This is a genomic window from Adlercreutzia equolifaciens (genome assembly GCF_029076695.1).
GTDB lineage: Bacteria > Actinomycetota > Coriobacteriia > Coriobacteriales > Eggerthellaceae > Adlercreutzia > Adlercreutzia equolifaciens_A.
This window is the reverse complement of the sequence record NZ_JARFIK010000002.1, coordinates 258,302-283,967: the sequence shown is the minus strand read 5'-3', so window position 1 is coordinate 283,967 and position 25,666 is coordinate 258,302. Positions and strand designations below refer to the sequence as shown.

The window sequence follows — 25,666 nt, the reverse complement described above, 5'->3', positions numbered from 1 at the left end:
CGCTTAGCCCTCGAGGGCCACGTCCGTAGCGGCAAAGCTGCCGTCGTCGTTCAGGGAGCCCGTGAGCACCACGGTGGCACCGTCGGTTACCTCGTCAGAGAGCGCACCGTCGAAGGCCACGGGAATTTCGCCCGCGCCGCTCTCGTCGACAATCACGAAGCGATCGCCCTCACCCGCCGGCTTCAAGGTGCCGTCCTGCACGGTGCCGGCCACCTTGACCATCTTGCCGTACACGTCGGCGCCATAGCCCAGCAGCTGCTCGATCGTCAGGGCGCTGTCGGCGTTCTCATACTTGGAGGGGCACTTGGTAACCAGCTCGGAGCACTGCAGCACGCCGGCATCGTCGATCTTTCCCGTGCAAATGGCCGTCACGTCGTTGCCGAATGTGGACGAGGCAGCCCCGTCGTAGACCACCTCAAGCTGGGTGGCCGGGTCGCCCTCGGGGTCGTAGATCTTGAACGTCAGGGTGTCGCCGGCCGTGGAGAACGAATCCTGCACCACGTTGCCCGACACTTGGACCTTCTGACCAGCCTGGGGATTCTCGGCAGCTTCAGCCACAGACAGGGTTTGCGCGGCGGTGTTGCCGCCCACGAAGGCGAGCACCAATATCAGCACGATAATGATGACGCCCGAAACCGCAATCATGCGCTTCTTCATCTTCGCGTTCATGAAACTCCTTCTCGCTCGCGATTGAGCCGCCTCCCCTACGGCTTGAAAACATCCTTCAAAGTATCGCCCATGATGCAAGCGCCCTGGAAGACAAATCGTCAAAACCAGCACTTTTGCGCAAAATCTTACCTTGCGTTCTTGCTCGCCTCATAGGTTCATACCACCTCGTATCTTAAGGAAGAAAGCGCGCAGGCGCATCACCCTTTCAGGGTAGTTCTGCGGATCATCAACTTTTAAGGAGAGCCAGAATGCCACAGACAGGGCAACGGACAGTAAAAGCGGGCGGACAGCGAGACGGCCAACCAGCGAGACGACCAACCGTCTGACTTGTCTCATCAGAGTGAGACGACCAACCGTCCGAAACCCTCCCCTACCTCATGAGACAGGCCAGACGGCTGGCTGTCTCCTGGCTGTCTCGCTTTGGCTGTCTCACTTGATCTTCCCTGTAGAGGTTACCTTGACGTGCATGCCACGGCTGAGGCGGTTCATCTTCGCAATGAGGGACTTCTTGGCGCTGCCCGTGAGCACGCGAGGTTGGAAATCGTTGGTGGAGCCTTTGCCCGACAGCGAGCACGGGATAATCTTAGCGTCGTTCTTGCTGGTCAGCTTACCGTTGCTCACGGTAAACGTCTGCTGGAAGATCATGGTGTCCTTGTCGGCGGGATTGGTGTTGCCACCGAAGCAGAAGTTGCCCAGGCTGTACACAATATAACGACCCTGGTACTTCTCGAGGCCCTGCAGCACGTGGGGGTGATGGCCCAGTACCAACGAAGCACCGCAATCAATGGCATAGCGGCCCAGCTTCTTCTGGGTGGCGTTGGGGTAGTAGTCGCGCTCGATGCCCCAATGGAAGCTGACGACGATGATGTCGGCCTTGGCCTTCTTCGCTTTCTTGATACCGTTTTTGACGTCGCTCTTCTTCACGCCGTCCACCTCGTCGAAGCCCAGAAACGCCACTTTTACGCCCTTGACGTTCTTATAGGCGATGGTGGATTTGTAGCTGAAGGGAATGCCAGCTTTTTTGAGCACTTTCTTCGTGTTGCTGAAGGCGCTCTTTCCGAAGTCCATGGTGTGGTTGTTGGCCAGATTCACCACCTCCACCGAGCCCTTCTTCAGGATGTTGACGTACTTGGCAGGCCCGCGAAACGTGAAGGCCTTATTGGCACGCGTGCCGCCCGAAGTGAGAGTTCCCTCAAAGTTCACGATGGTCAGGTCGTCCTTGGCAAAGACCGATTTCACCTTTTTGAGGAAATAGGCATCGCCATGGCGCTTGTAATACTGATTGAACACGCTGTTGTAACGGGAGTCGACCCCCAACGTGCAATCGCCCGCCGCGCTGATGGTGATAGACACGGGCTCCACCGGTTGATCGGCCTTCGCCTGCGCCGCATAGGCCATCGACGAAACGCCGAGCGCCATCATCAGGGCCGCCACAAATGCAACCAACAGGCCCGCAAGCCCAAACCAACCAGCACCAGCAACTCTCTGAGACCGGACGTGCATCAGGACCTCCTCCTTCGCCTTTATCCCCGCATCATAGCACGCCCCATCCCCCAACACCCCAGCAGCATGAGACGGCCAACCGTCTCATTGTTGGCTGTCTCCCTGCCTGGCAGCACAAGGCGCGCCCGACGGGGTGCGGGGCGCGCCTTGGGTACGGTGAAGGGTCTGCGCTGCGGCTACCAGGTCATGCCGAGAAGCGCGTAACCGGCCTTGAGCTCGTCCTCGCACTTGTCGAGGTTGTCCTGAGCCAGGGTGTGGTTGTGGGCGCCTTCGGAGTTCTCCACCATCACGAAATCCCAGTAGAACTGCGCGTGGCGATGAATTTGCTGGGCCTCGGCCAGCTTGTCGGCATCCAGGGTCTCGCGCTGTTTCGCCAGCTCCTTGATATAGGCGTCAATCTTCGCTGCCAGCTCGTGCTCACGATCCGTGGTGACCTTCTGCCACTCGACAATCTGACCGGGCAGATCGGCATGGCAGCCTTGGCACTTCTCCATGATCTCGGGGCTCTCCGTGGGGTTGATCAAGTTGTGAGAGCTGAACTCGGTGCCATCCTCAGCCTGAGCCGGCGCCATATGGCAGTCGGCGCAGCTGTAGCCCTGCTTCGCCATGGACGACTGAGCGCCGCCGTAAATGGTCTCGAACTCCGGATGCTGGGCCTTCAGCATGGGAGCGCCGGTCTCGGTGTGCTCCCAGTCCTTGAAGTCCATGGCATCGTAGTAAGCCAGTATGTTCTCCGCCGTCATGGCCTCAAGACCGTCGTAGGGGTTGGAGGTTGCCTTGGTCTCGGGAGCGAAGTAGTACTCATTGTGGCACTGACCGCACGTCTCGGCCTCAACGGGTACCTTGTCAGCGTCGGCTCCCAGAGCGTTGATGAAGTGCTTCTGGGTAACTACTACCTTGGACGGATCGTTCTCGTGGCAGTTGTAGCAGCTGATGGGCTCGGTCATCTCCATCAACACCTCGGCGAAGGGCTTCTGATAGGCCGAATCACCCTCGGAGTTCACCATGGCGGTGTACTGGGGCGTCTTGCAAGTAATGCAGTTGGCCAGGGTATTCTCGTTCACGCGGGGCGTCTCGGCCACCGACTGCAGCGTATAGGCATGGCTGGCCGCCTCGTCGTAACCCTTGGCAAAACCGTAGCCTGCGTACATGGTAACCAGCTCGGGATATTCGGTCAGATAGTCCATCTTGCCCTGGGGACTGTTGGACTTGTTGGCCAGATAGGTCTCGTACTGGTTGGGATAGATGTCCTTCCACGACTCCGCCAGCACCACGCCGAACTGGTCGGCTTCCGGCGTTTCCGCCGGGGCTTCTATCGCCGTAGTGCCGCTCGACGACGAGGCTGCCGGCGCGGGACTTCCGCCCGGTGCGCACGCAGCCAGCCCGGCCACCAGGGCAATGGTGCCTAAGGCCGCCGCCACTGACTTCAGCTTTGACTTTCTCATGATGTCCCTCCTTGATCGCTTCGCATTGCGAACCTTTTATTCCCGGTGCAACCACTACCCTCTATCAATCAGGGCTTTTTTCGGTTTTCACCAGGAATAACGCTAATATGAAGATACTATGGAGACAATGAAGAGCAAAGGGACACTCAGCGAGAAAAGCATAGGGACAGTACCAGCCGTCGACAAAAATCGGGATGCCCCCAGAACAATCGGCGACATACCAGCGCAGGGAAAGCATGCCAGGTTCCCAAACCCACCAGTTTGGTTCCCGCCTTTTCCGCTGGCCAAAAATGCGACCTGGGATTTTCCTCGGACAGGGAACCAAAGTGGCGCATTTGGGCATACAGCAGGGAACCCAACAGTGCGATTCTGGAACCTTGGGGACGCCCCTGCTGCAAGCTGCTATGGGCTGCCAGAAGGCAGCCTCATTTAGCGCGGCCGGCGGCCGAGCTGAAAGCGCAGCGCTTCGGTAGGACAGGCGTCTACGCAGGCACCGCAGACCATGCAGTCGCCGGCGCGCACCAGAAGCTCATCGCCGTCTACCGCCGGCTCCAGAATAACAGGGTCGGCCAGACAGGCCGCTTTACACTGGTCGCAGTGGATACACGCTTCGTGATTGATAGCCACATTCACCTGGCCAGCGCGGCCGATGGCCTGGTATACCCCGCCCAACGGACACAGCGAGCGACACCAGATGCGGCGGCTGAAGAAAAGCTCGGCCACCAACACCGCCGCCAGCGTGCCCATGCCAGCAATGCCGCCGAACACCAGGCCCTTGTTCATCGCGCCAATGGGTGACACCGCTTCGAATACGGGGAAGCCCACGAGGGCTGACAGCCCTACTACCGCCGCAGCTACTACCAGCTTCGTGCGGCGCGGCACCGTGCGCTCGGGCACCGCGATGCCCAGCTTGCGCCGGAGCCAGTCGGCGCCCTCGCCCAGCAGGTTCACCGGGCACACCCAGCCGCAGAACGCCCGGCTGCGAATGATCCCGTACACCACCAGCACCAGAAGAGCGCCCACCAGAGCCGCAAGCTCCAGACTATGGCTGGCCGCGAAGACCTCAAGGGCGGCCAACGGGTCAAACAACGTGACACCGCCGACGCTCGAAGACGAGAGGCTGCCGAAGAACACCCCGTCAGCCGGGGTAGGCATCTGCTCATCGCTGCCGGCAAACAGACCGAAAACACCCCAGCCTGCCAAAAGCGGCGGCAAACAGAACAGCACCAACACGGCCAGCTGCACAACCCGTCGTATGATGGTGACCTTCACTTTTTCTCTCCTCGCATTATGAATCCAAGTCAGCGAGGTTCCGACAGGTGCCTGCAATTGCCCCGCCTTTGGGCCAAGTTGGCTTCGGCCAACGCCGTGCCCAAAACAAGGGGCAAGGGCAGGCGCCTGTCGGAACCGCAGCGTCGACGGGTCCGTTCGTCCCGTCAGGGCGAACGGAACTTACAGCGTCTCGTCTTCGAAGTTCACGTAGATGAGATTCACGTTCAGCACACCGGGGATTTCCACGAAGCGGCTGGCCATCTTATGAGAGGCACCGGTGGAGGGCGCCTCGACGGTCACGACAATCTTGTAGTCGTTGATCTCGTGTACCTCAACGCCTTCGAGCTGAGCCAAGGCCTCTGCCACCGCCTCGACGGCATCGGGGAGGGCCTCTACCACTAACGAGGAAATGACTACTTTTTCGTCTTCCATGGTCTTCTCTTTCTCAAATATGACGGCCCCCTCCTGTGGGAGGGGTGCAGGAGGAGGGCCGTCGCAAGGCGCCTCCTGGGCTGACCCCATGCGGGGCAGCCGAGACGCACCGTGGGAAACCGTCGCAGGCGCCTACTCCCCTGCCACGGGATGGCAGGTCAGGCACTCGGTGCGAGGTCCGTCGATTTCGCGGGTCTGCTTATCGCCGTTCGCGTAGTGGTCCTCGGGCAACGGCGTGGCAGCGGCCAGGAACACCTCGGCATTGTCGCTGGAGCCATGACAGCCGTAACAGCCGTTGGCCCCCAGGCTCTCGAAGCGGCCCTCGTGGCTGGCCGTCATCAGCGGCGGCTCGCCGGGCCCGTACACCACCTCGGCCTCGGCCGTAGGCTGGCTGCAACCGGCCAAGGCGCCCAGGCCCAGCACACAGGCCACGGCCACTGCGGTCAGGCAATTCGTCTTCTTCATGGCAGCCCTCCTAGATCTTCTCGATGGAAACGCAGGTCTTTTTGAAGTCCGGCTCCTTGGACAGCGGGCAGTAGGTGTCCTGCACCACCAAGTTGATGAGCGTCTCTTCGGCGAAGAAGGGCGCGAACACCATGCCGCGGGGCGGACGGGTGCGGCCGGCCGTGGACACCGTGATGTCGCAGGTGCCGAACCGCGAGGTGAGGCGCACGCGATCGCCGTCGGCCACGCCGAGCGCAGCGCAGTCCTCGGGGTTCATGTCCAGCAGCGCCTCGGGCAGCGCACGGTTCAGCTCGGGGATGCGGCGCGTCATGGAACCGGTGTGCCAGTGCTCCAGCAAGCGGCCGGTGCTGAACCAGAAGGGGTATTCCTCGGAGGGCTCCTCCGCCGGCGGCTCATAGGGACGGAACACCACCGAGGGCTTCTTGTCGGCGGACTTGTAGAAGCTTACGCCGCCGGGCATGTCGTGGTCGCCGTACTGCTCCACGCCATACTGGTCGAAGCCGTCCTCCTGAGGGCCGTCGCAGAAACGCCACAGGGTGGGCTTCCATTCGCCATTCACCTCGCGCACCGGCCAGGTCAGGCCGTGGTTGTGGATGTACTCCTCGTAAGGGGCCAGCTGCTTGGCCTCCATCTTCAGCTTGGCGCTCTCGTTAATGGCAGCGGCGCGCTCATTCAAGCTGGGGTTCGAGAAAGTGCGGTACTCTTCCCAGATGCTCTTGCAGGTTTCGCGCTGGTCGGCCTTGAAATCGGAGGCTGCCGCGTCGTACCACTGGCCGAACAGGCGCTCAAAGGCGTCCTGGCCGTCGATCTGCTCGCCTTCCAGCGTGCGCTTGGCAATCTCCATCATGGCCCACAGGTCCCACTTGGCCTCGCCCGGCGGGTCGATGGCCTTCTCGAACACGGCCGTGCGACGCTCGCCGTTGCCAAAGGCGCCCTCGCGCTCCACCCACATGGCCGCAGGCAGCACCACGTCGGCATACTGGGTGGACAGCGTAGGATACACCTCGGACACGCAGATGAAGGCGTCGTTAATGCCCTTCAGATCGCCCTTGCCCAAAAAGCGGGTGAGGTTCGGCATGGATACGGCCCAGTTGTTATGGGCGCTCCACAAAAAGTCGATGTTGCCCTTGGAAAGCTCGCGGAATATCTTCACCGTGTGGAAGCCAGGGGCCTCGATGGCATCCAGATAGCCCTCGGGCAGGTTCCACACCGCCTCGGTGTAGCGGCGATGATCCGGGTTCTTCACCACCAAGTCGGCGGGCAGGCGGTGGCTGAACGTACCCACCTCGCGGGCGGTGCCGCAGGCCGTGGGCTGGCCGGTCAGGCTGAAGGCACCGTCGCCGGGCAGCGCATAGCGGCCCGTAAGCAGGTGAATGTTATAGATGCAGTGGTTCATCCACGTGCCGCGGTTGTGCTGGTTCACGCCCATGGTCCACAGCGACAGCACCTTGCGGCTCTTGTCGGCGAACACCTCGGCCAGCTCCTGGATGTCCTCGGCAGGCACCCCGGAGATTTCGGAAGCATACTGCAGCGTATAGGGCTCCAAGCGCTTGGCGAAAGCGGCGAAGTCGATAGGCTCTACGTTGTCGACGGCCTGGCCGATATCGCTTTTGTCGTAGCCGTCGTCGGTAGCGTTGCCGATGTTCTCGGTACCCTGTTTGAACTGCACATGGGCCGCCACGAACTCCTTGTCGTACTTGTCGTTCTGGATGAGGTAGTTCGCGATGGCGTTGGCAATGGCAATGTCGCTTCCGGGGCGGAACGTGAGCACCTTGTCAGCCGAGGCCGAGGTGCGCGTGGTCATGGTGGTCACGTCGTAGTGACGCACGTTCTCGTCGGCCAACTTGCGCGCCGTCAAGCGCGAGTACAGCATGGGATGGGCCTCGGCCATGTTGGCGCCCCAGGTGACGAAGGTGTCGGTCTCATCGATGTCGGCGTAGCAGCCGGCAGGCTCGTCGGTCTGGAACACGTTCATGAAGCCCACCACGGCGCTGGCCATGCACAGACGGGCGTTGGGGTCGATGTTGTTGGACAGCAGACCCGCCTTCCAGAACTTCGCCTGGCAGTAGCCCTCCACAATGGGCTGCTGGCCGGAGCCCCAGAACGCCAGACGGCTCTTGTCGGCCTTCCAGGTGTCGCGCAGCTTCGACGCCACCAGATCGAGCGCCTCGTCCCAGGTGGCCTCGCGCAGGCCCTCGGGGGTGCCCTTGGTGGCCTTGTCGTCGCGAATGAGCGGGCAGGTCAAACGGTCCTCGCCGTAGAGCGCGTTGGCCAGATAATAGCCCTTCACGCAGTTCAGACCACGAGACGATCCGTTCTCTGGATCGCCCGTCACCGACACCACCTTGCCGTCCTTCGACTCCACGATAACGCCGCAGCCGCAGCCGCAGAAGCGGCAGACGCCCACGGTGCTCACCGTGTCGGCCGGCAGCGCCTCTTTCTTCGAGCCGCTCGTGGACGGCAGGCTCGAGCAGCCGGCCAAGGTGCCGGCCGCGGCCGCCGATGCCAGGGCCACCGCCGTGGTCTTCACAAATAGACGTCGGGTAAGCTCCATTACGTCCTCCCTCCTCAAGGGCCCGCAGGCCCGGTTACCTAAGATGCCGCGGCACGGGAGCGCGTTACGCCACGCCCTCTGCCAACGTTACCGGCGCGCCGCCGTTGCGCTGGGCCACGTAGGCCGCCGCGTCCGCCCCCGTGGGCACCACCACGATGGCCGGGGCCGGATCACTTACGGGGCAGCGCTGCTCGCACAGGCCGCACCCGGCGCAGGAATCGTTCACCACCTGGGGCGCGAACACTGCATGGATGTCATCGCCCTCGCGAGGGCGATAGTCGATGACCATGGCCTCGTCGATAAGCGGGCAGGCGCGATAGCACACCTCGCAGCGCATACCCTGGTACGACAGGCAGGTGTCCTCGTTGATAACCGCCACGCCCATGGCTGCTGCAGCACGCTCGGCGGGTACCTCCAAGGCGCCCGTGGGGCAGGCAACGGCACAGGGAAAGTCCTCGCACAGGCGACAGGCCTGCTGACGAGCATTGATATACGGAGTGCTCGCCGCCGTGGCCGCTTCGAGGGGCGCAGCGTGGATAGCGCCGTAGGGGCAGGCCTCCAAGCAGCGTCCGCAGCGCACGCAGCGTGCATCGAAGCACGAAGGCTCGCCGGCTCCCGGAGGCCTCAGCAACGGCACGGGCGACGGAGCGGCCGCCCAAGCTGCCTGAGCCACCAGCACGCCCGCGGCGCATACTCCTGCTACTGTGCGAAGAATCGACACTGCCACCTCTTCTCCGAATGAACAGTCCCGCGCCGCCATGGTTCCACGCGGCACAACAAATCCGGCCCGAGGCCGGAACTTCAGGGCGCAGCATACAATGGGGACGGTTTGCTCTTTAAGGGACAGTTCGCGCTTCTTTTTAGGGGACAGTTGCCCAGATGGGGACGGTTATCTTCTATTTCATGGGGACGGTTGAAAAGATAAGTCCCAGGCTCCACGCGAAGCTTCGCTCTTTGCTAAGCTAGTTGCTAAGAGATCCGTGGCGCAGAGAGGAGCGGCCGTGCATCTGGACGAAAGCTCTCCCCTCCCCTTCTATCAGCAGCTCTTCGATCAAATCCATGAGCGCATCGAAAGCGGGGACTATCCAACCGGCAGCAAGCTGCCCTCCATTCGCGGCCTGGCGGCCGATCTGGGATGCGCGCGCAATACCGTGGAAACGGCCTATCACCTGCTCACCCAGGAGGGCTACGTCGAAAGCCATCCCGGCTCCGGCTATATTGTGCAGAACGTCTCTTACCTGCAGCCGGACGCGAAGAGGATGACGTCGGCACCCGCAGGTCAGGACGACACACAACCGCGCTACAACTTCACCTACGGCAATTTAGAGCCGGGCACCTTCCCGGCAGCGGCGTGGCGCTCCCTGACCGACGACATCTTGCTGTCCATCGACAGCGTGGGCTGCGACGCCTACAACCACCCCTTTGGCGAGGAGCAACTCCGCGAGGCCATCGCCTGGCGCCTGAACACCCAGCGCGGCATTACGTGCACCGCCGATCAGATCATTGTGCAGGGAGGCACGCAGACCAGCATCCAGAACCTGCTGACGCTGTTCGACAGCACCCAGGATGTCGTCGCTTTGGAAGAGCCGGGCTACGATGGCGTGCGGGCCGTGTTCGAACGTTCGCACTTCCCCATTGTCCCCTGCCCTATCCTGGACGGGCCCCAACGTTTCCTGGATGCCCTGGAGAGCTCCAAGGCGCGACTGCTCTACCTCACGCCCTCCAGCCAATTCCCCACCTGCCAAGTCATGAGCGTCGAAGTGCGCGAACGAGTGCTGGCCTGGGCCGATCGCAATGACGCGTACATTCTGGAGGACGACTACTGTCGCGACTTCCGCTATCGAGAGCGCTCGTTGCCGCCCCTGGCCTCCATGGACACCCACGGACGCGTCGTGTACATGGGCACCTTCTCCAAGTCGCTCTCGCCCGCTTTGCGCATCAACTACCTCGAGTTGCCCGAGCCCCTGCTCGGGCGCTGGAAGAAGCAGTTCGCCAACTCCTACTCGCCCGTACCCTGGCTCAACCAGCAGGTACTAGCACGGTTCATGGCCGATGGCTCGTGGGACCGCCATGTGCGCCGCGTTCAAGCGAAGAACCGGCGCAAGTACGAGACGCTCACACGGGTTTTGCGCGAGACCATGGGCAACGAGGTAGATATCCTTGAGAACGGCACGGGCCTGCACCTGCTGGTGCGCGTGCGAGACGGTCGCTCCCAAAACGAGCTTATCGAGGCCGCCCGCGCCGAAGACGTGCAGGTATACGGCACCCAGAAGTACTGGGCCAACCCGGCCCACACCCCCGACAGCACGGTGCTGGTAGGATTCTCGGCCATTGCCGAAGAAGACATCGAGCCCGGCATCCGAGCCTTGGCGAAGGCCTGGTTCGGGTAGGCCGGGGCTCGAATCCCTGAGGCGCCTCGAATACGAAAAGGCCCCCTTTGCAGGGGGCCTTAGCCTTTCGCGGCCGAAAAGAGCCGCCTCTGTCTTCCCAGGTTCCAAGAAACGTCGGTTTGGTTCCCGCCTTTCCTTCTGGGCGCAATTGCGACCTGGGGTTTTGCAAGCACAGGGGGACCAAAGCGACGCAATTTGACGCATCAGCGGGAACCAAACAGCGGGATTCTGGAACCTGGGGGGACTCCAAATACAAAAAGACCCCCTTTGCAGGAGGTCTTTGAGTTTCGTGGTGGAGATGAAGGGATTCGAACCCTCGGCCCCCACGTTGCGAACGTGATGCTCTCCCAGCTGAGCTACATCCCCACGTTAGGTGCGCTTTTGGCGCAGGGCAATAGTTTGCCCGTTTCGACGGCGATTGTCAACTAAGAAAATTAGGAGACCACACGCTCTTCGACGGCCACGTCGATAAGCTCCAGAGACTCGTCCACGAAGGGCGCGAACAGGGGCTCGCCGTTCTGCGACAGCTCTACCATGCCGGTGAGCACGTCGACGTACTGATAGGATTGACGGGCGGTGCGGCCGCGCTTGCGGTCTACTTCCATAATGAACAACTGGGGATGAACCTGAGTGAGCACACCCTCGCTTTCAACAATCTTCGAGCGACCCATATTGGCGCGGACCTTCAGCCGTTGACCCACGAAATCGTGGAGGGTATCATGAATGCTATCGACGATCTTAGCTTGCTTAGCCAAATCCATGGGCTATCTTCCTAACATGGTTTTCCGTACAAGTACAACTGCACATCTTACCACGCCTGTCAAGGGTCGCAAGTCTTTGGCGGCTGGGGGCAATCAGAGCAATGTGAGCGGTGCCGCAACCAGGCAATCCCCACCTCCGGTCCTGCGCTCGCACCGCCTTTGATCCTGCGGCTGCACCGCCTCCGCTCCCCTCTTTCCGCGTAACGGACGGGGAAACTTTGGCCGCCATGACAGCCGCTCTCTTCTCTTCCCCGTACAATCAAGCAAAACAACGGAAGCGGAGGTACCCATGGCCACTATTGTGATGACGGACAATGATTTCGGCGACTGCTCCTTCGAGCGCCAAATGGTCGAGGCGGCCGGCATTGACTTCGTCGGCTACAGCGAACTGGCAGGCCGCGAGCCCGCCGAGCTGATCAAACATTTGCAGAATGCCGACGGCGCTATCACCTCCTACGGCTTCTACCGTGCTGAGGTGTTCGAAGCGCTCCCCCAGCTGAAAGTGGTTTCCAAGACGGGCACCGGCGTCGACAACATCGACGTGGCCGCCGCTACCGCCAACGGCACGGCCGTCTGCAACGTGCCGGCCTACGGCACCGAAGTGGTGTCCGATCACGCCATCGCGCTTACCTTGGCCGTGCTGCGCCGTATCAACGAAATTGACGCCGACATGCGCCAAGGCATCTGGGACTTCCGTCGCCGTCGCCCCCTGGGCCAGGTGCACGGGCGCACCTTCGGCGTGGTAGGTTACGGCAATATCGGTCGCGCCGCGGCCCGCAAGGCCCGAGGCCTCGGGTTCAACGTGGTGGTCTGGGATCACAAGGGCACACCGGGACGCTTCACTCCCGAGGACTTCCCCTACGTCAGCTTCGAGGACCTTCTGCGCACCGCCGATGTGGTCAGCTTCCACACGGCCCTGGTGCCGGCCACCCATCACCTGCTGAACGCCGACAACATCAAGCTCATGAAGGACGATGCCGTCGTGGTGAACACCTCCCGCGGTGCTGTCATCGACACCGACGCCGTGGCCGCCGCCCTGCAGAGCGGCAAGCTCTGGGGCGCGGGTATCGACGTCTTCGAGCACGAACCCGTCTCCCCGGACGCCCCCATCTGCCAGGCGCCCCACACCGTGCTTACCAGCCACGCTGCCTACTGGTCTGAAGAATCGGCCGTCGAGCTGCGCACCCGCTGCACCCAAAACGCCATCGACGTCGTGCTCGGCCGCCAGCCCGAAGCCTGCGTGAACCCCGAAGCCCTTCCCGCAGCTTTGGCAAAGTAGCTCGCGAGGGCGGCGCACCCGTCGGCAGGGCTCTCTGAACACCATAAAAATGGGCGGTCGCAAGACCGCCCCAGTAAATGCATGAAGGAGCGCAGCGCACGAGCGAAGCGAGCAGCGGAGCGGGTGCCCAGACGACGGGTGCGCCGCCCTCGTGAGCGGACGACCCGGTAAGGCCTCCCGTAGCTCGCCCCAAACAAAAAGCGCCCGGCTGCAACAGCCGGGCGCTCACTCGAATCTCAAGGGAGGGAGACGAGATTCGAGCCCTTTGGAAAGGCGAATGTTTTAGCTGACCGAACGCTCGCGCAACTCGTGGCACGTGCCGCACTCGAAGACGCCGCGGTGGTGGCACTGTGCGCAGTACTTCATGGCATCCTTGGACAGATCCTTCGAGTGGTTGTTGTGGCAGTCGGTGCACGTGGCCGGCACCTCATCGTGGCGCTCCCCTTCGGGGCGCTCATGAGGATTGACCGTCGTGCCCTTGTCATCGGTCAGGGCCGTGGAGTCGGCCGTCAGCTTGGCCACCTCGTCCAGGTCGCCATGGCAGGAAATGCACGTCTGCGGATCCACCGTGTCCACCGTGGCCTTGGAAGCCGGCTTATCGGCATAGGTCACGTTGGCATGCTCGGTGGACAGCACGGCCTCGTCGGTGTGGCACTGCACGCAGGTAATGCCCTCGGCCTCGTGGGCCACATCCTGGGGACAGGCCGTATCCGTGGCCGAAGCAGCCTCGGTGGTGTGACAGGTGGCGCAGTCGCTCTCCATGGTCCAGTTGACCGGCTGGTTCGCCATGGGATCCTCGGCATCGGCGGAAGCCTCGGTGGAGGCAGCGCCGCCGTTGCCCTCCGACGCGGCCGGCGCCTTCGGCGAGCAGCCCGCCAGCATGCCAACCACCAGCGTCACCAGCAAAATAGCGCCGAGCAGCGCCGCAAGGAACAGACGGCGATCCGGTGCTGCGGTTTTCTCAGTCATAGGTTCTCCTCTCTGTGCGGCTCGGCGGCCGGACCGCCGAGGCGGTCCGAACAAGGGGGCGGGCTCAAGGTCCGCCCCCTCAGGTCAAGCATTCAGCACAAGCTTTTTCGTTTGCCTACTCGGTAGCGTCCCAGTTCTCCAGACCCGAGGCGTGGCGGGCGGCAATACGGCCCCACACCTGGTTCTCGGCGTTGTTGCCACCGGTGATGCCGTAGGTGTGGCTCTGGAAGTTGCCGAAGCAGCCAGCGGCGTACAGGCGCGGAATGGGGTTCTGAGCCGGATCGAGCACCTGGGCGTTCTCATTCTTCATGGGGCCGCCCAGCGTGGAGCAGGAGCCGGGGTAGATGGACACGGCGTAGTAGGGGCCGTTGTCCAGCTCGACGAGGGTGTCCTCGGAACGATCGAAGCGAGAGTCCTTCTTCGCCTTGCAGAAGCCCTGGTACTCCTCGAAGGTGGCCTTCAGGGTGTCGATGTCCATGAGCGGATCGCATTCCTTGATCTTCTGGCCCAGCTCCTCGATGGTGGCACCGGTCAGAATCCAGCCGCGCTCCAGCTCGGCCTTGTTGTCCTGGCTCCAGCCGTCCCAGTCGCGCAGAGAATCGGGAAGATCGCTGGCGAAGTTGCCGCACTCGAAGAAGTCGCCCTGGCTGGTGGACAGCTTGCCGGCGTCGAAGCAGCTCTGGTCGAAAATGCCCCAGGAGGGAATGCGGTCGAAGTCTGCGATGGAGTCGTCGAAGGACAGCAGGGTGTGCCAACCGTTGTGCGGCGAACCCATGTTGTTCTCGTTCACGAAGCGACGGCCCAGACGGTTCACGTTGAAGTAGCTGAAGCCGGGCATGAAGTACAGAATGGAGAAGTCGTACTCGGGATCGCGGGTCCACATGGAGTACATGGAGATGGCCATGTCCATGTGCCACAGCTTGGCTCCCACATCCTCCACCATCTTGATGCCGTCGCCGGTGTTGAAGCGCCAGCCCTCGAACTTGAAGGGCGAGCACTTGAGGTACTGGTTCTTCAGCTCCTCGTTGAACTCGAAGCCGCCCAGGGTCATGATGACGCCCTTGCGCGCCTTCACGGTCTTCTCCTCGTTGCCGATCATGGTGTAGGCGCCGACGATCTCCTTGGTGGTGGGGTTCTGGATGAGACGCTCGTCATGGCAGTCGAACAGCACCTCCACGCCCAGGGCCTCGCGCTGGGCATCCAGCTCGTGGAAGGACAGCATGCCGAAGCCGTCGACGGAGGACAGCTTGCAGGAGCCCTCGTAGGCGTTGTCGTCCAGGAAGTAGTACTCGGGAATGCCGCCGGCCAGAGCCTGCTCCACTACCTCGTAGGTCATGCCGTACTTGTCGGCGTACTCGGTGTTGCGGGCGCACTCCTCAACCCAGGCCTCGATCATCGGATCGGGGGTCTTGCCCTTGGTGAAGGCGCGGATGTAATCCTTGAAGCGCTCCTTCTCGGCCTCCTCGATGATGGTCCACTCGCCGTTGTTGATGGAGCTGTTTCCGCCACCGCGCTCGGGGGCCTTCTCCAGCACCAGCACCTGCTGGCCGCACTCGTCGGCGCCGATGAGCGACGCCCACATGCCGGCACCGCCGTAGCCGATAACCAGCAGATCGCACTCGTAGTCCCAGGACTCGGGCAGCCAGTCGCCGGTGTTCGCCAGGCTGCTGTCGCCGGCGCCCTCGCTAGCGCAACCGGACAGCGCCGCGGTGCCCGCCATGGCGGCCGCGGCAATGCCGGCGCCCTTCAAAAACGAGCGGCGGGACACGCCCAGGTTCATGTTCTTGCTCATAGGATTCCTTCCTCCTTATGAATGCGAACGGACCCTCCTTTTTCAGCGCCGCTCCCGAAAACCCGTGAGGCCCCTGCCTCGTTTCCGAGCCCTCGGCGACGCACTGCCGTTCGCGTTGGCACCTCGAAACCTTACGGACTTTCCGTTCCACGCACATCGGAAGAGCGGTCGGATTTTTGAAAAAGAATCTGATGCTCCATAGGATTTTGCAGGTCAGAGCCATATAGGATTCTCCATCCTATAGGCGCAAAAGCCCACTTTAGGTAATATTTAAGCCCTCAAACGGCTCCAAAACGGGGCATCCCATAAGGTACCGACACGCAAGGACAAGGGAGGGAACCTGAGTGTCGAACACGACGGATTCAACAGCCGCCTGCGCTGCAGTCGAGACGTCTTCGGATATCCCGTCGCCAAGCAGCAGCGAAAACGCCCGCGCGCCCAAAATTAGCGACGGGTTCATCTTGAACTTCAGCATCCTTGTTCTGGGCTTCGGACTCTGCCGTGCCTGGATTATCTTCTGCTTGGGCGCGCCGCTCATCTCCCCGGACGCCGCCCCGAGCCATTGGCTGTATCTGGCCTCGGGAGCCCTCTGCTCACTGGTCGTTGCCCTGCTCTGTCGTCGCAGCAGCGCCCCCCTCAGCCGCACGCGCACCGTACTTTTCCGCCTCACCCCGGTAGCGTTGGCTATCAGCGGCGCGCTCATCTTGCTGGCGCTGCCCCTGCAAAGCGAGCTTTTGCTGGCTGTTGGCTTTATCGTCGGCGGCCTGGGGGCCGGACCGCTTCAGGTGCTCTGGGGCGATCGCTTCGCTTATCACAGCGTGGAGTTCGCCACCTTCGCCTCACCGGCGGCGGCCATCGTCACGGCGGTGGTGGTGGCTCTTTCAGCTGCCCATGCCAGCTTCATGAGCTTCATTGTGGTACCGCTGCTGTCGTTCGGACTTTTGCTCTTCCACGGGCGCCGCACTGGTGCGCCCTGGGGTCCCGTGGCGGAGCAGCCTGACGAAGGCGACGAGAGCACGGCGGACGCGCGAGCCGCTAGCGCTGACGCGGCCGCAGCAATCCAGCAGGACGCTCCCCTGGCGCCCAGTTCCCGAGAAGACGCTCCTGCCCCCGTGCGGCGGCGCAGTATGCCCCTGGGCATCGGCAAGCTCATGTTCTCCATCATGGTGTTCTCGCTTTTGTGCCGCATGTTCGACACCGTGCCCACGGGCCCCGACCCGCTGGAGGTCTTCGGCGGCAGCGCCGTGTTCTCACTCATTGTGGTGGGCATTGTGTTTTTGGCCATCGTCTCCAAGGTGCGCGAGCGCTTCAACCCCTCCACCATCTACCGGCTCTCGCTGCCCATTATGGTGGCCGGCTACGTGGCCATCGCGCTCTTCTTCGACACCCATGGCTTCGCCTCAGTGCTCATCATCAACATCGGCTACGAGTTCTTCGACATCCTCACTTGGGTGCTCTTCGTCGATGCTGCGCGCCGCCCTGGAGAGAACGCCCTGCACATCTTCGGCCTGGGCGTGGCGTTCATGTTCTGCGGCATGGCCCTGGGCAACTGGGGAAGCCACCTGGTGGACTCGCTCATCGTGTCGGGGAGCCTGCAAACCAACGTCGTGGCCATGGCCGCCATTCTGGGCCTCGTCATCGTAGCGTTCCTGGTCCTGCCCGAAGGCACCCTCTCGCAGCTGTCCGGCAGTCGCCGCGAAGCTCGACGGGAGAAAGGCGCCGAAACGACGGACGCGCCGACGCCCGAAGCCGCTGCTGAGGCGACCCCTGAGGCTGACGCTCCCACGGCAGGCCGCATCGAGCAGCACTGCGCCGCCGTGGCCCGCGATTTCGGCCTCACGCCGCGCGAGAGCGAGGTCATTGTCCTGCTGGCCTACGGCCGCACCCTGGCCATCATCGCCCGCGACCTGCACATTGCCCAGGGCACCGCACGTACCCACATCGAGAACATCTACCGCAAGCTCGACGTGCACAAGCAGCAGGAGCTCATCGATTTGGTGGACTCCTACGAAGGCTAGACTGTTGCGCGCTGCTGGACGGCCCCATTGCCGCTAAGCGCGGTTCCACGCCTGCAGCCAGGCATCCCCCGAGCTAGGCCGGCTATCACGGCCAGGCGCGTCTCCGCAGCTCGAAGGACTTCCCGCATACCGACACCAAAAGGGAGCCCGTCGGGCTCCCTTTTTCATGCCGATGGTCGCTTCGACCCCTCTACGGCTATAGCAGCTTCGCCTTGGCGCGCATCGCCTCAGCGTTCATCACGGCTCTCGCCTTACTGCGCGTTCTCTTTCGCCGCCGCTCGCTCGGCACGCTCGCGCTCCAGGCGGGCCATGACCTCCTTGGGCGTCTCGGGACGCGGCGTCTCCTGGGCGATAGCCTCGGCCAGCGCCTCTTCATCGGCACCCTCGATGCGAATGCCCACAATGGCGTCGCCAATGGCCAGAGCGTCCAGCAGCTCGTCACCTTCGACTACCTGGCCGAACACGGTATCCTGCTCGTCGAACTCCGGCTGATCGGCCAGGGAGAAGTAGAACTGACAGCTGCCCGAGTTGGGCGCCGACTTCACGGCCATGCAGATGTTTCCACGCCCATGATGGTTGCGCGGGTTAGTCTGCCACTCGTCGATAATGGTGTAGCGAGCGTCGCCCGTACCCGGGTGCATGCCGCGAATCACGCCCTGCACGGCGGCCAGCACCTGGGCCGGCCCCATGGCACGGGTTACCGGGCAGCCGCCGGCCACCACCGAATCCGCCTTGCGCGCATGAAACTTCAAGTTGTCGTAAAAGCCCCGGGCCGCCAGCTCCACAAAATTGCCGACGGTAACAGGAGCATCTTCGCCCCACAGCTGCACGGTGACGGGACCTTTGGAGGTTTCAATGATTGCGCGCTCGCTGCCCGTGGGCACATAGCGCGGCGTGTACAACGGCAATTCAATGCGTGCCATAGCGGTTCCTTTCTCGAAAAGCACCGCAGCCACCGAACCTTCCTCCCTCAGAAGGCCCCCTCATCGCGGCCGGGCGCAAAAAGCGACCTCTCCATCCTAGGAAAGAGAGGTCGCTGCGTCATCCGATGAAGAATCCTATTTTCGGTGTTTTCCTAGCTCAAGCGCCGGGCAATAGCCTTGATGAAGTCGCCAGTGCTCAAGGTGGTGGGGTTTTCCAGCGTGGTGATGCGGGCCAGGTCGCCCGTCATCTCGCCGGCCTCGATGGTGTCGAGGGTGGCCTGCTCCAGGCGATTCGCGAAATCGACCAAGTCGTCCAGGCCGTCCAGCTCGCCGCGCTTGCGCAGGGCGCCCGTCCAGGCGAAGATGGTGGCCACGGAGTTCGTGGACGTCTCCTGGCCCTCCAGGTGCTTGTAGTAGTGACGCTGCACGGTGCCGTGAGCCGCCTCGTACTCGTAGACGCCGGCAGGGCTGACCAGCACCGAGGTCATCATGGCCAGCGAACCGAAGGCGCTCGACACCATGTCGCTCATGACGTCGCCGTCGTAGTTCTTGCAGGCCCAGATGAAGCCGCCGTCGGCCTTCATCACGCGAGCCACGGCATCGTCGATGAGCGTGTAGAAGTACTCGATGCCGGCCTCTTCGAAGCGGGCCGCGTACTGGTCGTCGTAAATCTCCTGGAAGATGTCCTTAAAGCGGTGGTCGTACTTCTTGGAGATGGTGTCCTTCGTGGCAAACCACAGGTCCTGCTTCTGATCGAGGGCGTACTCGAAGCAGCTGGTGGCGAAGCTAGCAATGGAGGCATCCAGGTTGTGCATGCCCTGGGCCACGCCGGGGCCCTCGAACTGGAACACCAGCTCGCGCATCTCGGTGCCGTCGTCGCCGGTGTACACCAGCTCCACTTTGCCCGGGCCGGGCACGCGCATCTCGGTGTTCTTGTACACATCACCGTAGGCGTGACGGGCGATGGTGATGGGCTTGACCCAGTTGCGCACGCAGGGCTCGATGCCCTTCACGATAATGGGAGTGCGGAACACGGTGCCGTCGAGCATGGCGCGGATGGTGCCGTTGGGGCTCTTCCACATTTCCTTCAGGTCGTACTCGTCCATACGCGCGGCGTTCGGCGTAATAGTAGCGCACTTGACGGCCACGCCCAGACGCTGGGTGGCCTCGGCCGACTCGATGGTGACCATGTCGTCGGTGGCGTTGCGGTTCTCCAGGCCCAAGTCGTAGTATTCGGTCTTCAGGTCGACAAACGGACAAATCAGATCGTCTTTGATCATTTGCCAGATGATGCGGGTCATTTCGTCGCCGTCCATCTCCACCAACGGCGTGGTCATCTGAATCTTGGTCATGGGCACCTCTCCCTCGCGAACGCTGATTGCTGGCGTCCATGTTACCGCGATTGCCCGCAGCCGCCGCGCTCAATTAGCGGGTTAACCAAAACGAAACGAGCAGCGGTGGCCGCAGCGCGGCCGCGCCCAGGGAGGTGCCCCCTGCGCCCTACCCCGGCTTCAGCCCGATGGCTGCACCGGCTTCGACCCGATGCGGGGTGCAATCGGGGGCCGCCAGCCCACGGCCAACTCCCCGCTAGTCCTCGACGACCGCCAGACTGGACGAGCCCTTCACGATGAAGCCCACGTCGGCGATAGAACCGCCCGTGGCCACCGCGCCGTTGTAGTCGGTGTTGGTCAAGGTCAGCACGTTGCCCTTGGCCGAGGCCTCGCAGTTCCAGTTATCCGTGACCGTCACCGGCCCGCTAAAGGGGATGCGCACGGTCCACTCCTCGAGCGCCGCGCTGTAGTTATCGGCGGTCAGATCGTACAGGAAGAAGGTTTCGCCGTCTTCTTCCCAGCGCTCGGACACCGTGGCAGTCCACTGAAGGGTGCCCTCGGAGAACACCATCATCGCCGAACCGGCCTTGTTGTCCTTCCTCGGTGCCGTGGCCAGGCGCAGCGCTTCCTCATCGAATCCAGGGGCATGGAGCGTTTGCACCAGCCATAAGCCCTCCTTGCTCAGGTCCTCTACGGTAAAGCCCGAGGTCTTCTTCGAGCTTGAGCTGATCAGCGCCGCGCTTTCTTTCTTATTGGACAGGTTCCAGCAGATATAGCTGACATCCAGGTCGTCCATAAGCTCCACCCAGGCATCGGCCGAGTCGTAGTCGATCTTGCCGTCCCCCGACGCCTCGCAGATACCGAACTCCGTCACGAACACGGGTAAGCCGCCCTGCACGGCCTTCTTCAGCGCATCGCGCAGATCCTTCTGATGGGTGGCCGCGTAGAAGTGCAGCGAGTACATGACGTTGTCGAACTCCAGAGGGTCGGCCGCTGCGGCCGCCACATCCTGGCTCCAGTTCGGCGTGCCCGTGATAATAACGGCGTTGGGAGCCGCCGCGCGAATGACGGGGATGATCTCATTGGCGTAGGTTTTCACGTTCGACCAGGTGGTCTCACCGTTGGGCTCGTTGCAGATCTCGTAGAGCACATTGTTGTTATCGGCGAAGCGCTCCGCCACGCGTCCCAGCAGCGCCTTGGCATCTTCCGCATTCCACCAGGGATTCTTGTCGCTCAAGGTGTGCCAGTCCACCACCACGTACAAATCAGCCGCCGTGGCGTACTCGATGCCCTTGATCAGCGTTTCCTCCAGCTTCGCCCGATCGCCACCGGTGGCATAACCGCCCTCGTCGGCCGGGTACAGCGCCAAACGCACCACGTTGGCCCCCCAGTCGGTGCGCAACTCCTGGAACAGCTCCTTGTTGACGAACTGAGGAAACCACGCCAACCCGTGGGTCGACACGCCGCGCAGCTGAATGGGCTGGTTGTTCTGATCCATTAGCTGGGCGCCTTCCACATGCAGGGCGCCTGCCGTTGAAGGGCTGGGCGGGAGCGGCTCCTCTTCCTGAGCGTTCGCGGCATCCGACGCCGGGGCGGTGTCCTGCCCGCCCTGGGAGGAGCGGTCGATCTCAGCGAGACCCGTAGGCGCCTGCTCCACCAGGGCATCACTGCCTTGGGGCGTACCCAAGGAGTCGGCCGTCACCGCCAGCGCGACGCCCGCAGCCACCAACACCACTAACGCGACTACAGCGGCAATCAACCGCGAGCTCTTGTTCGATCCGCTCAATCCCCCGTGCTTGCCTGCACCCATGCCGCCGCCCTTTCCTGTCACACAACTTGCAGGCTGTCATTGTATACCAGCGCGCCTCCAGCCCAAGAAAACGCCTTACCTACTCTTGCCAGGGTGCTCAACCACTCTCAAGGCAGCGATCGACCACTTTCATGAAGAGCGCCCAGCCACTCGGCGGCGGCTCTCGACCACCCGTATGGAAGGGCGCTCAACCACTTTCGCAGAGACTCTCGGCCCTCACCAGCCCGCTTCGACAACCTTCACGGCGGCGTTCGGCCACTCGCGCGGGCCCCTCCGGCTCTCCCGCCGCAGCATACCGCCAGCCTTCGCTCCTTCTGCTGCAAAAGTGCGATTTTGTATTTTCGGGCCTTCCAGAAGGAAAAATCCGCTGCAAAAAGCCGATTTTTCACCGCGAGAAAGCTCGTTTTGTGGGCGATAAGCGCCTTGGCTTTCGCTTCACCTGGGAAAACACTACAGCCTGCTAGAATTGACGCTCTTCTCGAGCACCCCGATGGTGCAAAATCGAATCTTTGCAACGGATTTTCCGCTTTGGGACATCGAAAAATGCAAAACCGAATTTTTGCAGCATCTCCACCGACAGCCCACCCATTACCTGAAGACCTTTCTGGGATACGCGGCACCCTCCAGGCATTTTCCGCTGGCACGGCATCTTCCAGAAATTTCCAGCCGATACGACACCTTCGGGGCCCCTTCGCTGACGCGATACCTTTCGGACCTCTCCCGCCGACGCACCACCTTCCGGGGCCCCTCACTGACGCACCACCTTCCGGGCCTCTCCCGCGACTACGCAAGGGACGCGGCGGCGCGGCGGAGAGATCCCCGGGGGTGCATCGCGTGCTGCCGCACGCCGCTCCCCTACAACGGCGCGCCGCCGCTTTACCGCTACGCGATGCAGTCGAGCAGTGCTGCTCCCAGAGCCAGAAACTCCTGCTGGTCGAGGGTTTCGCCGCGGCGCTTCGGGTCGATGGCCGCCTGCTCGAACATGGCCGGCAGCTGGGCTACCAGCGTTGACGCCTCCACCGAGTGGCCAGCCAGCTTCACCGTTCCACGACCAGAGAAGTACGTTTTGCAGGAGTTGGCCAGCGTTTTGCGGCGGTTGGCAAACGCAGCATCGGCCATAAGGCAGGCCGCGGCGATAAGCTGCGGCGTGGCCGGGTGGCCGGCAGCGTCAAGCGGCACCGTCCGATCCAGGCGAATGACCGCCGAGTCGACGCGCGGAGGCGGGAAGAAATTGCCCGGGCCCACGGCGAAACGCCCAGCAGGCCGCGCGTAGAGCCCTAATTTCACCGTATAGGCGCCGTAGTTCTTCGTGCCCACGGCGGCGGCCATGCGATCGGCCACTTCTTTCTGCACCATGACCGTGGCAGATTGCACGTCGGGAAACTGCTGGAAGTAGTCGAGCACCACCGTGGCGGCTACGGCATAGGGCAAGTTAGCCACCAGCTTGTTCGGCGAAACAGCGCCCGAAGCGGCTCCCGTCGCTGCCGACGTCGCTTCATCGGCGCACTCGGAGCCTCCGCCGATTCGCGCCATGGCCGAACCGATATCGCTCTCCGTGACATCCAGCGCGTCTTTCTCAATAAGAGCGAATTTATCGCGCCAGGGCCAGAGGGTGTCAGCCAACACAGCGGGTAAGTCAGGATCGCGCTCGATGGACACCACCGAAGCGGCGTGCTTCAGCAGGGCAATGGTCAGCGTGCCAATGCCGGGCCCCACTTCAAGAATGTGATCAGTCGGCTGCACGTCGGCCAAAGCGACAATCTTTTTCAGCACGTCATCGTTGACCAGGAAGTTCTGGCCGAGAGTGTACTTGGTGCCAATGCCGTGAGCTTCCAGCACCGCGCGCGTGGCGCTCGGTGTGGACAGGGGCGACAGACGCCCGTCGTCGGCAAACGCGACGGGCGACGGGGCAACTGACGGCGTCCTAGCGTCGTCCACCACGGCCGTTACCCTTCTTCTTGGTGTTCTTGCGCCCGTAAGCCGGGCCCCCGCTCTTACCCGAAGGCTTGCGCGACGACGAGCGACCCCCTTGAGAGGCGTCGCCTTTCCCTGCGGCGCGCTTGCTACCAGCGCCGGCCCGTTTGGCCTTGGAGTCCTTGCCCTTCGACGTCCCACCCTGAGAGTTTGACGCATCCGAGGGTTTCCCCGCAACTTTCGGAGCAGCGGAAAGCGAAAGGGTCGCCCGACCCTCCGAGGCGCTGCCTGCAGCGCCTCCTGCACGGTGCGCGCCGGCTGTTCCAGCGGCACGGACGGCCCCGCTATCGACAGCATGCTCATCCGACCACGGCTCGGCAAAATCATCGGGCCAGTCGTCCTCGGCGTCGGCAGCACCATCGCTACCTGCAGGCCACACGGCATCGGCGTCCCTCGCAGGCCACGCCGCATCGTCGGCCTCCCACGCCGCATCGCGCTCCTCGGCGCCTTCCCAGGCCGCAGCCTCGTCGTCCACCTCTTCCCAGGCCAGCTCGTATTCCTCGGCATCGGCCAAAATCTCGCCCGAGGCGTCAATCTTGCCTACCCAGTCAAGTACGGTCTCAATGCGGAAGCCGGCCACGGAAAGCGCGGAGCGCAGGGTGCCGATCATGGGTTCGAAGCCATGAGGGTCGCCGCCCTCCCCCACCACGTGCACCACGGCGGGACGCTTGGGATAAGTGCGCAAGTTCGTCCAAAAGTAGGGCTGCAGGCGATCGAGCAGTGCCTTCAGCTGAGCCGGCACACTGGCGAAATACACCGGAGCCACCACGATGAGCTCGTCGGCGGCGTCCAAGTGCTTGCGCACCTCGGCCATATCGTCGTCGATGACGCAGTGATGAAACGGCGCCTCGCTGGCCACCACGGTTTCTACCGGAAGCAGCGGATCGCCCTCCTGAAAGGTGAACAGCGGCTCCTCGGAGACGGCGCGGCAAGCATCGCAGCCCATGCACGGCTCCACGGGCGTACTGGCCACCGAAACAATAGACACGCCGTCTTCGGGGCATTCATCGATGCAAGCGTTGAACAGCGCATCGGCCAAAGCGGCACTGCGCCCCGCGGCGCGGGGGGAACCGGCAAGAATGACCCTATGCATGGACGCCGTCCTCGTGGCTGCGCTGCCAAGCCGTCGGCTCGCGATCGAGCAGCCCCACGGCGTTGGCGTACAGCTGCTCGAAGAACACCGCGCGCTCCTCGGGCGTTTCGGCGCCGCGCACCGTGGCCATAAGATCAGCCGTCCAGACGGTATGAGCAGGCTCGCAGGCAATGCCGCGCAACGGCTCCGGCGTCATAAAGGGCGCGTCGGTCTCGGTGAGCAGGCGATCCAGAGGCACAATTTTGGCCGCCTCGCGCACCTCGTCGGCCTTCTTGAAGGTAAGCGGGCCGCCGAAGGCAATAAAGCAGCCGGCATCTACCCAGCGACGCAGCTCGGCCTCATCCAGGTTGTAGCAGTGCAGCAGCGTGCCCGCCTCGGGGAAGCCTTCCTCCTGCAAAATGGCGAAGCCGTCGTCGTGGGCCTCGCGCATATGCAGGCAGATAGGAAGCCCCGTCTCCTTCGCCAGGCGAATTTGGGCGCGGAAAACCTCTTGCTGCACTTCACGCGGCGACAGATCGTAGTGATAGTCCAGGCCAATCTCGCCCAGGGCGCTCACACGGCGATCGGCCAAATGCGCACGCAGAGCCGCCTCCAGCTCTGGCGTGTAGAGCTTAGCGTTGTGGGGATGCACGCCGCAGGCAATGCGCACTCGCGGCACGGCCACCACCACTTCGTGCACGCCGCACTCGCAGTGGCCGGTAATGCGCCGCAGTGTGCCCGTGGCCTCCAGGAGCCAGCCGGGCAGGGCCCGGAAGGGGCCGAAGCCGTCTTCCGAGGGGTCGACGATACACTCCACAAATCCGACGTTATGGGCGCCGGCGCGAGCCAGGGCCAAGGCAGGGTCGCGCAACATCTGCACATGGGCGTGGGTGTCGGCAATGGGGCCTTCTATGGCCGGCGCCTCAATCTCGCGCCACACCCCGTGCTTGCGCTTCTGATGGAACAGCGCGTCCTCGAAAATCGGTTCATCTTCTAGCATGTCACTC

The 25,666-nt window shown here is 62.8% G+C and carries 20 protein-coding genes and 1 tRNA gene; 3 read left to right on the top strand and 18 right to left on the bottom strand.

The genetic code is table 11. The annotated features are described in order from the left end of the window. Positions 1-3 precede the first annotated feature (3 nt). From PZH32_RS07035 to PZH32_RS07000, 8 genes are all read right to left on the bottom strand, one after another. Positions 4-669: a cytochrome c maturation protein CcmE gene (locus tag PZH32_RS07035; RefSeq protein WP_275207178.1), complete on the bottom strand. Its 666-nt coding sequence runs from the start codon at positions 667-669 to the stop codon at positions 4-6. Positions 670-1,098: 429 nt separating this feature from the next. After that, complete coding sequence (locus PZH32_RS07030) at positions 1,099-2,172, bottom strand: CapA family protein (RefSeq protein WP_275207177.1); 1,074 nt, start codon at positions 2,170-2,172, stop codon at positions 1,099-1,101. 176 nt (positions 2,173-2,348) lie between these two features. Beyond that, positions 2,349-3,617 (bottom strand): ammonia-forming cytochrome c nitrite reductase subunit c552, encoded by a 1,269-nt coding sequence (locus PZH32_RS07025; protein WP_275207175.1) that lies wholly within the window; start codon positions 3,615-3,617, stop codon positions 2,349-2,351. 429 nt (positions 3,618-4,046) lie between these two features. Next, entirely contained in the window at positions 4,047-4,889 is an 843-nt protein-coding gene (locus PZH32_RS07020) for a NapH/MauN family ferredoxin-type protein (RefSeq protein ID WP_275207173.1), read from the bottom strand. A 180-nt stretch (positions 4,890-5,069) separates the two neighbouring features. Then, positions 5,070-5,321 (bottom strand): chaperone NapD, encoded by a 252-nt coding sequence (locus PZH32_RS07015; protein WP_275207171.1) that lies wholly within the window; start codon positions 5,319-5,321, stop codon positions 5,070-5,072. 132 nt (positions 5,322-5,453) lie between these two features. Next, positions 5,454-5,786, bottom strand: a complete 333-nt coding sequence (locus PZH32_RS07010) for a nitrate reductase cytochrome c-type subunit (protein ID WP_275207169.1) — start codon at positions 5,784-5,786, stop codon at positions 5,454-5,456. A gap of 10 nt (positions 5,787-5,796) precedes the next feature. Next, positions 5,797-8,340, bottom strand: coding sequence for a molybdopterin-dependent oxidoreductase (locus PZH32_RS07005; protein ID WP_275207167.1), 2,544 nt, complete (start codon positions 8,338-8,340; stop codon positions 5,797-5,799). Between the two features lie 64 nt (positions 8,341-8,404). Further along, positions 8,405-9,061, bottom strand: a complete 657-nt coding sequence (locus PZH32_RS07000) for a 4Fe-4S dicluster domain-containing protein (protein ID WP_275207166.1) — start codon at positions 9,059-9,061, stop codon at positions 8,405-8,407. Positions 9,062-9,341: 280 nt separating this feature from the next. On the opposite strand from PZH32_RS07000, the gene PZH32_RS06995 reads away from it, so the two are divergent. Then, positions 9,342-10,730, top strand: coding sequence for a PLP-dependent aminotransferase family protein (locus PZH32_RS06995; protein WP_275207165.1), 1,389 nt, complete (start codon positions 9,342-9,344; stop codon positions 10,728-10,730). Between the two features lie 290 nt (positions 10,731-11,020). On the opposite strand, the gene PZH32_RS06990 is transcribed toward PZH32_RS06995, so the two are convergent. Then, a tRNA-Ala gene (locus tag PZH32_RS06990) sits at positions 11,021-11,096 on the bottom strand. 68 nt (positions 11,097-11,164) lie between these two features. Beyond that, entirely contained in the window at positions 11,165-11,491 is a 327-nt protein-coding gene (locus PZH32_RS06985) for a Veg family protein (RefSeq protein WP_275207163.1), read from the bottom strand. 289 nt (positions 11,492-11,780) lie between these two features. Between PZH32_RS06985 and PZH32_RS06980 the strand changes: the two genes are divergently transcribed. Next, positions 11,781-12,770 carry a C-terminal binding protein gene (locus PZH32_RS06980; RefSeq protein WP_275207161.1) on the top strand — a complete coding sequence of 330 codons (990 nt, stop codon included), beginning with the start codon at positions 11,781-11,783 and terminating at the stop codon, positions 12,768-12,770. A 282-nt stretch (positions 12,771-13,052) separates the two neighbouring features. On the opposite strand, the gene PZH32_RS06975 is transcribed toward PZH32_RS06980, so the two are convergent. Together PZH32_RS06975 and PZH32_RS06970 are read right to left on the bottom strand one after the other, a co-directional pair. Further along, positions 13,053-13,739, bottom strand: a complete 687-nt coding sequence (locus PZH32_RS06975) for a cytochrome c3 family protein (protein WP_275207160.1) — start codon at positions 13,737-13,739, stop codon at positions 13,053-13,055. Positions 13,740-13,854: 115 nt separating this feature from the next. Continuing rightward, positions 13,855-15,531 (bottom strand): FAD-dependent oxidoreductase, encoded by a 1,677-nt coding sequence (locus PZH32_RS06970; RefSeq protein WP_275207159.1) that lies wholly within the window; start codon positions 15,529-15,531, stop codon positions 13,855-13,857. Positions 15,532-15,992: 461 nt separating this feature from the next. Here PZH32_RS06970 and PZH32_RS06965 point away from each other — a divergent pair, with 461 nt between their 5' ends. Next, positions 15,993-17,549 (top strand): helix-turn-helix transcriptional regulator, encoded by a 1,557-nt coding sequence (locus PZH32_RS06965; RefSeq protein WP_275207158.1) that lies wholly within the window; start codon positions 15,993-15,995, stop codon positions 17,547-17,549. A 251-nt stretch (positions 17,550-17,800) separates the two neighbouring features. Here the strand turns inward: PZH32_RS06965 and PZH32_RS06960 are convergent, their stop codons facing one another. From PZH32_RS06960 to PZH32_RS06935, 6 genes are all read right to left on the bottom strand, one after another. Continuing rightward, positions 17,801-18,472, bottom strand: coding sequence for a peptidylprolyl isomerase (locus PZH32_RS06960; protein WP_275207157.1), 672 nt, complete (start codon positions 18,470-18,472; stop codon positions 17,801-17,803). 152 nt (positions 18,473-18,624) lie between these two features. Continuing rightward, positions 18,625-19,824: an NADP-dependent isocitrate dehydrogenase gene (locus PZH32_RS06955; protein ID WP_275207155.1), complete on the bottom strand. Its 1,200-nt coding sequence runs from the start codon at positions 19,822-19,824 to the stop codon at positions 18,625-18,627. A 235-nt stretch (positions 19,825-20,059) separates the two neighbouring features. Further along, complete coding sequence (locus tag PZH32_RS06950; protein ID WP_275207153.1) at positions 20,060-21,613, bottom strand: cellulase family glycosylhydrolase; 1,554 nt, start codon at positions 21,611-21,613, stop codon at positions 20,060-20,062. An 882-nt stretch (positions 21,614-22,495) separates the two neighbouring features. After that, complete coding sequence (rsmA, locus tag PZH32_RS06945; RefSeq protein WP_343074500.1) at positions 22,496-23,554, bottom strand: 16S rRNA (adenine(1518)-N(6)/adenine(1519)-N(6))-dimethyltransferase RsmA; 1,059 nt, start codon at positions 23,552-23,554, stop codon at positions 22,496-22,498. Beyond that, a complete protein-coding gene (locus PZH32_RS06940; protein WP_275207151.1) occupies positions 23,538-24,680 on the bottom strand; it encodes a flavodoxin family protein in 1,143 nt (380 codons plus the stop codon). The genes rsmA and PZH32_RS06940 overlap by 17 nt, the downstream gene beginning before the upstream one ends. Continuing rightward, positions 24,673-25,659 carry a TatD family hydrolase gene (locus PZH32_RS06935; protein ID WP_275207150.1) on the bottom strand — a complete coding sequence of 329 codons (987 nt, stop codon included), beginning with the start codon at positions 25,657-25,659 and terminating at the stop codon, positions 24,673-24,675. Before PZH32_RS06935 ends, PZH32_RS06940 begins: the two co-directional genes overlap by 8 nt. Positions 25,660-25,666 lie beyond the last annotated feature (7 nt).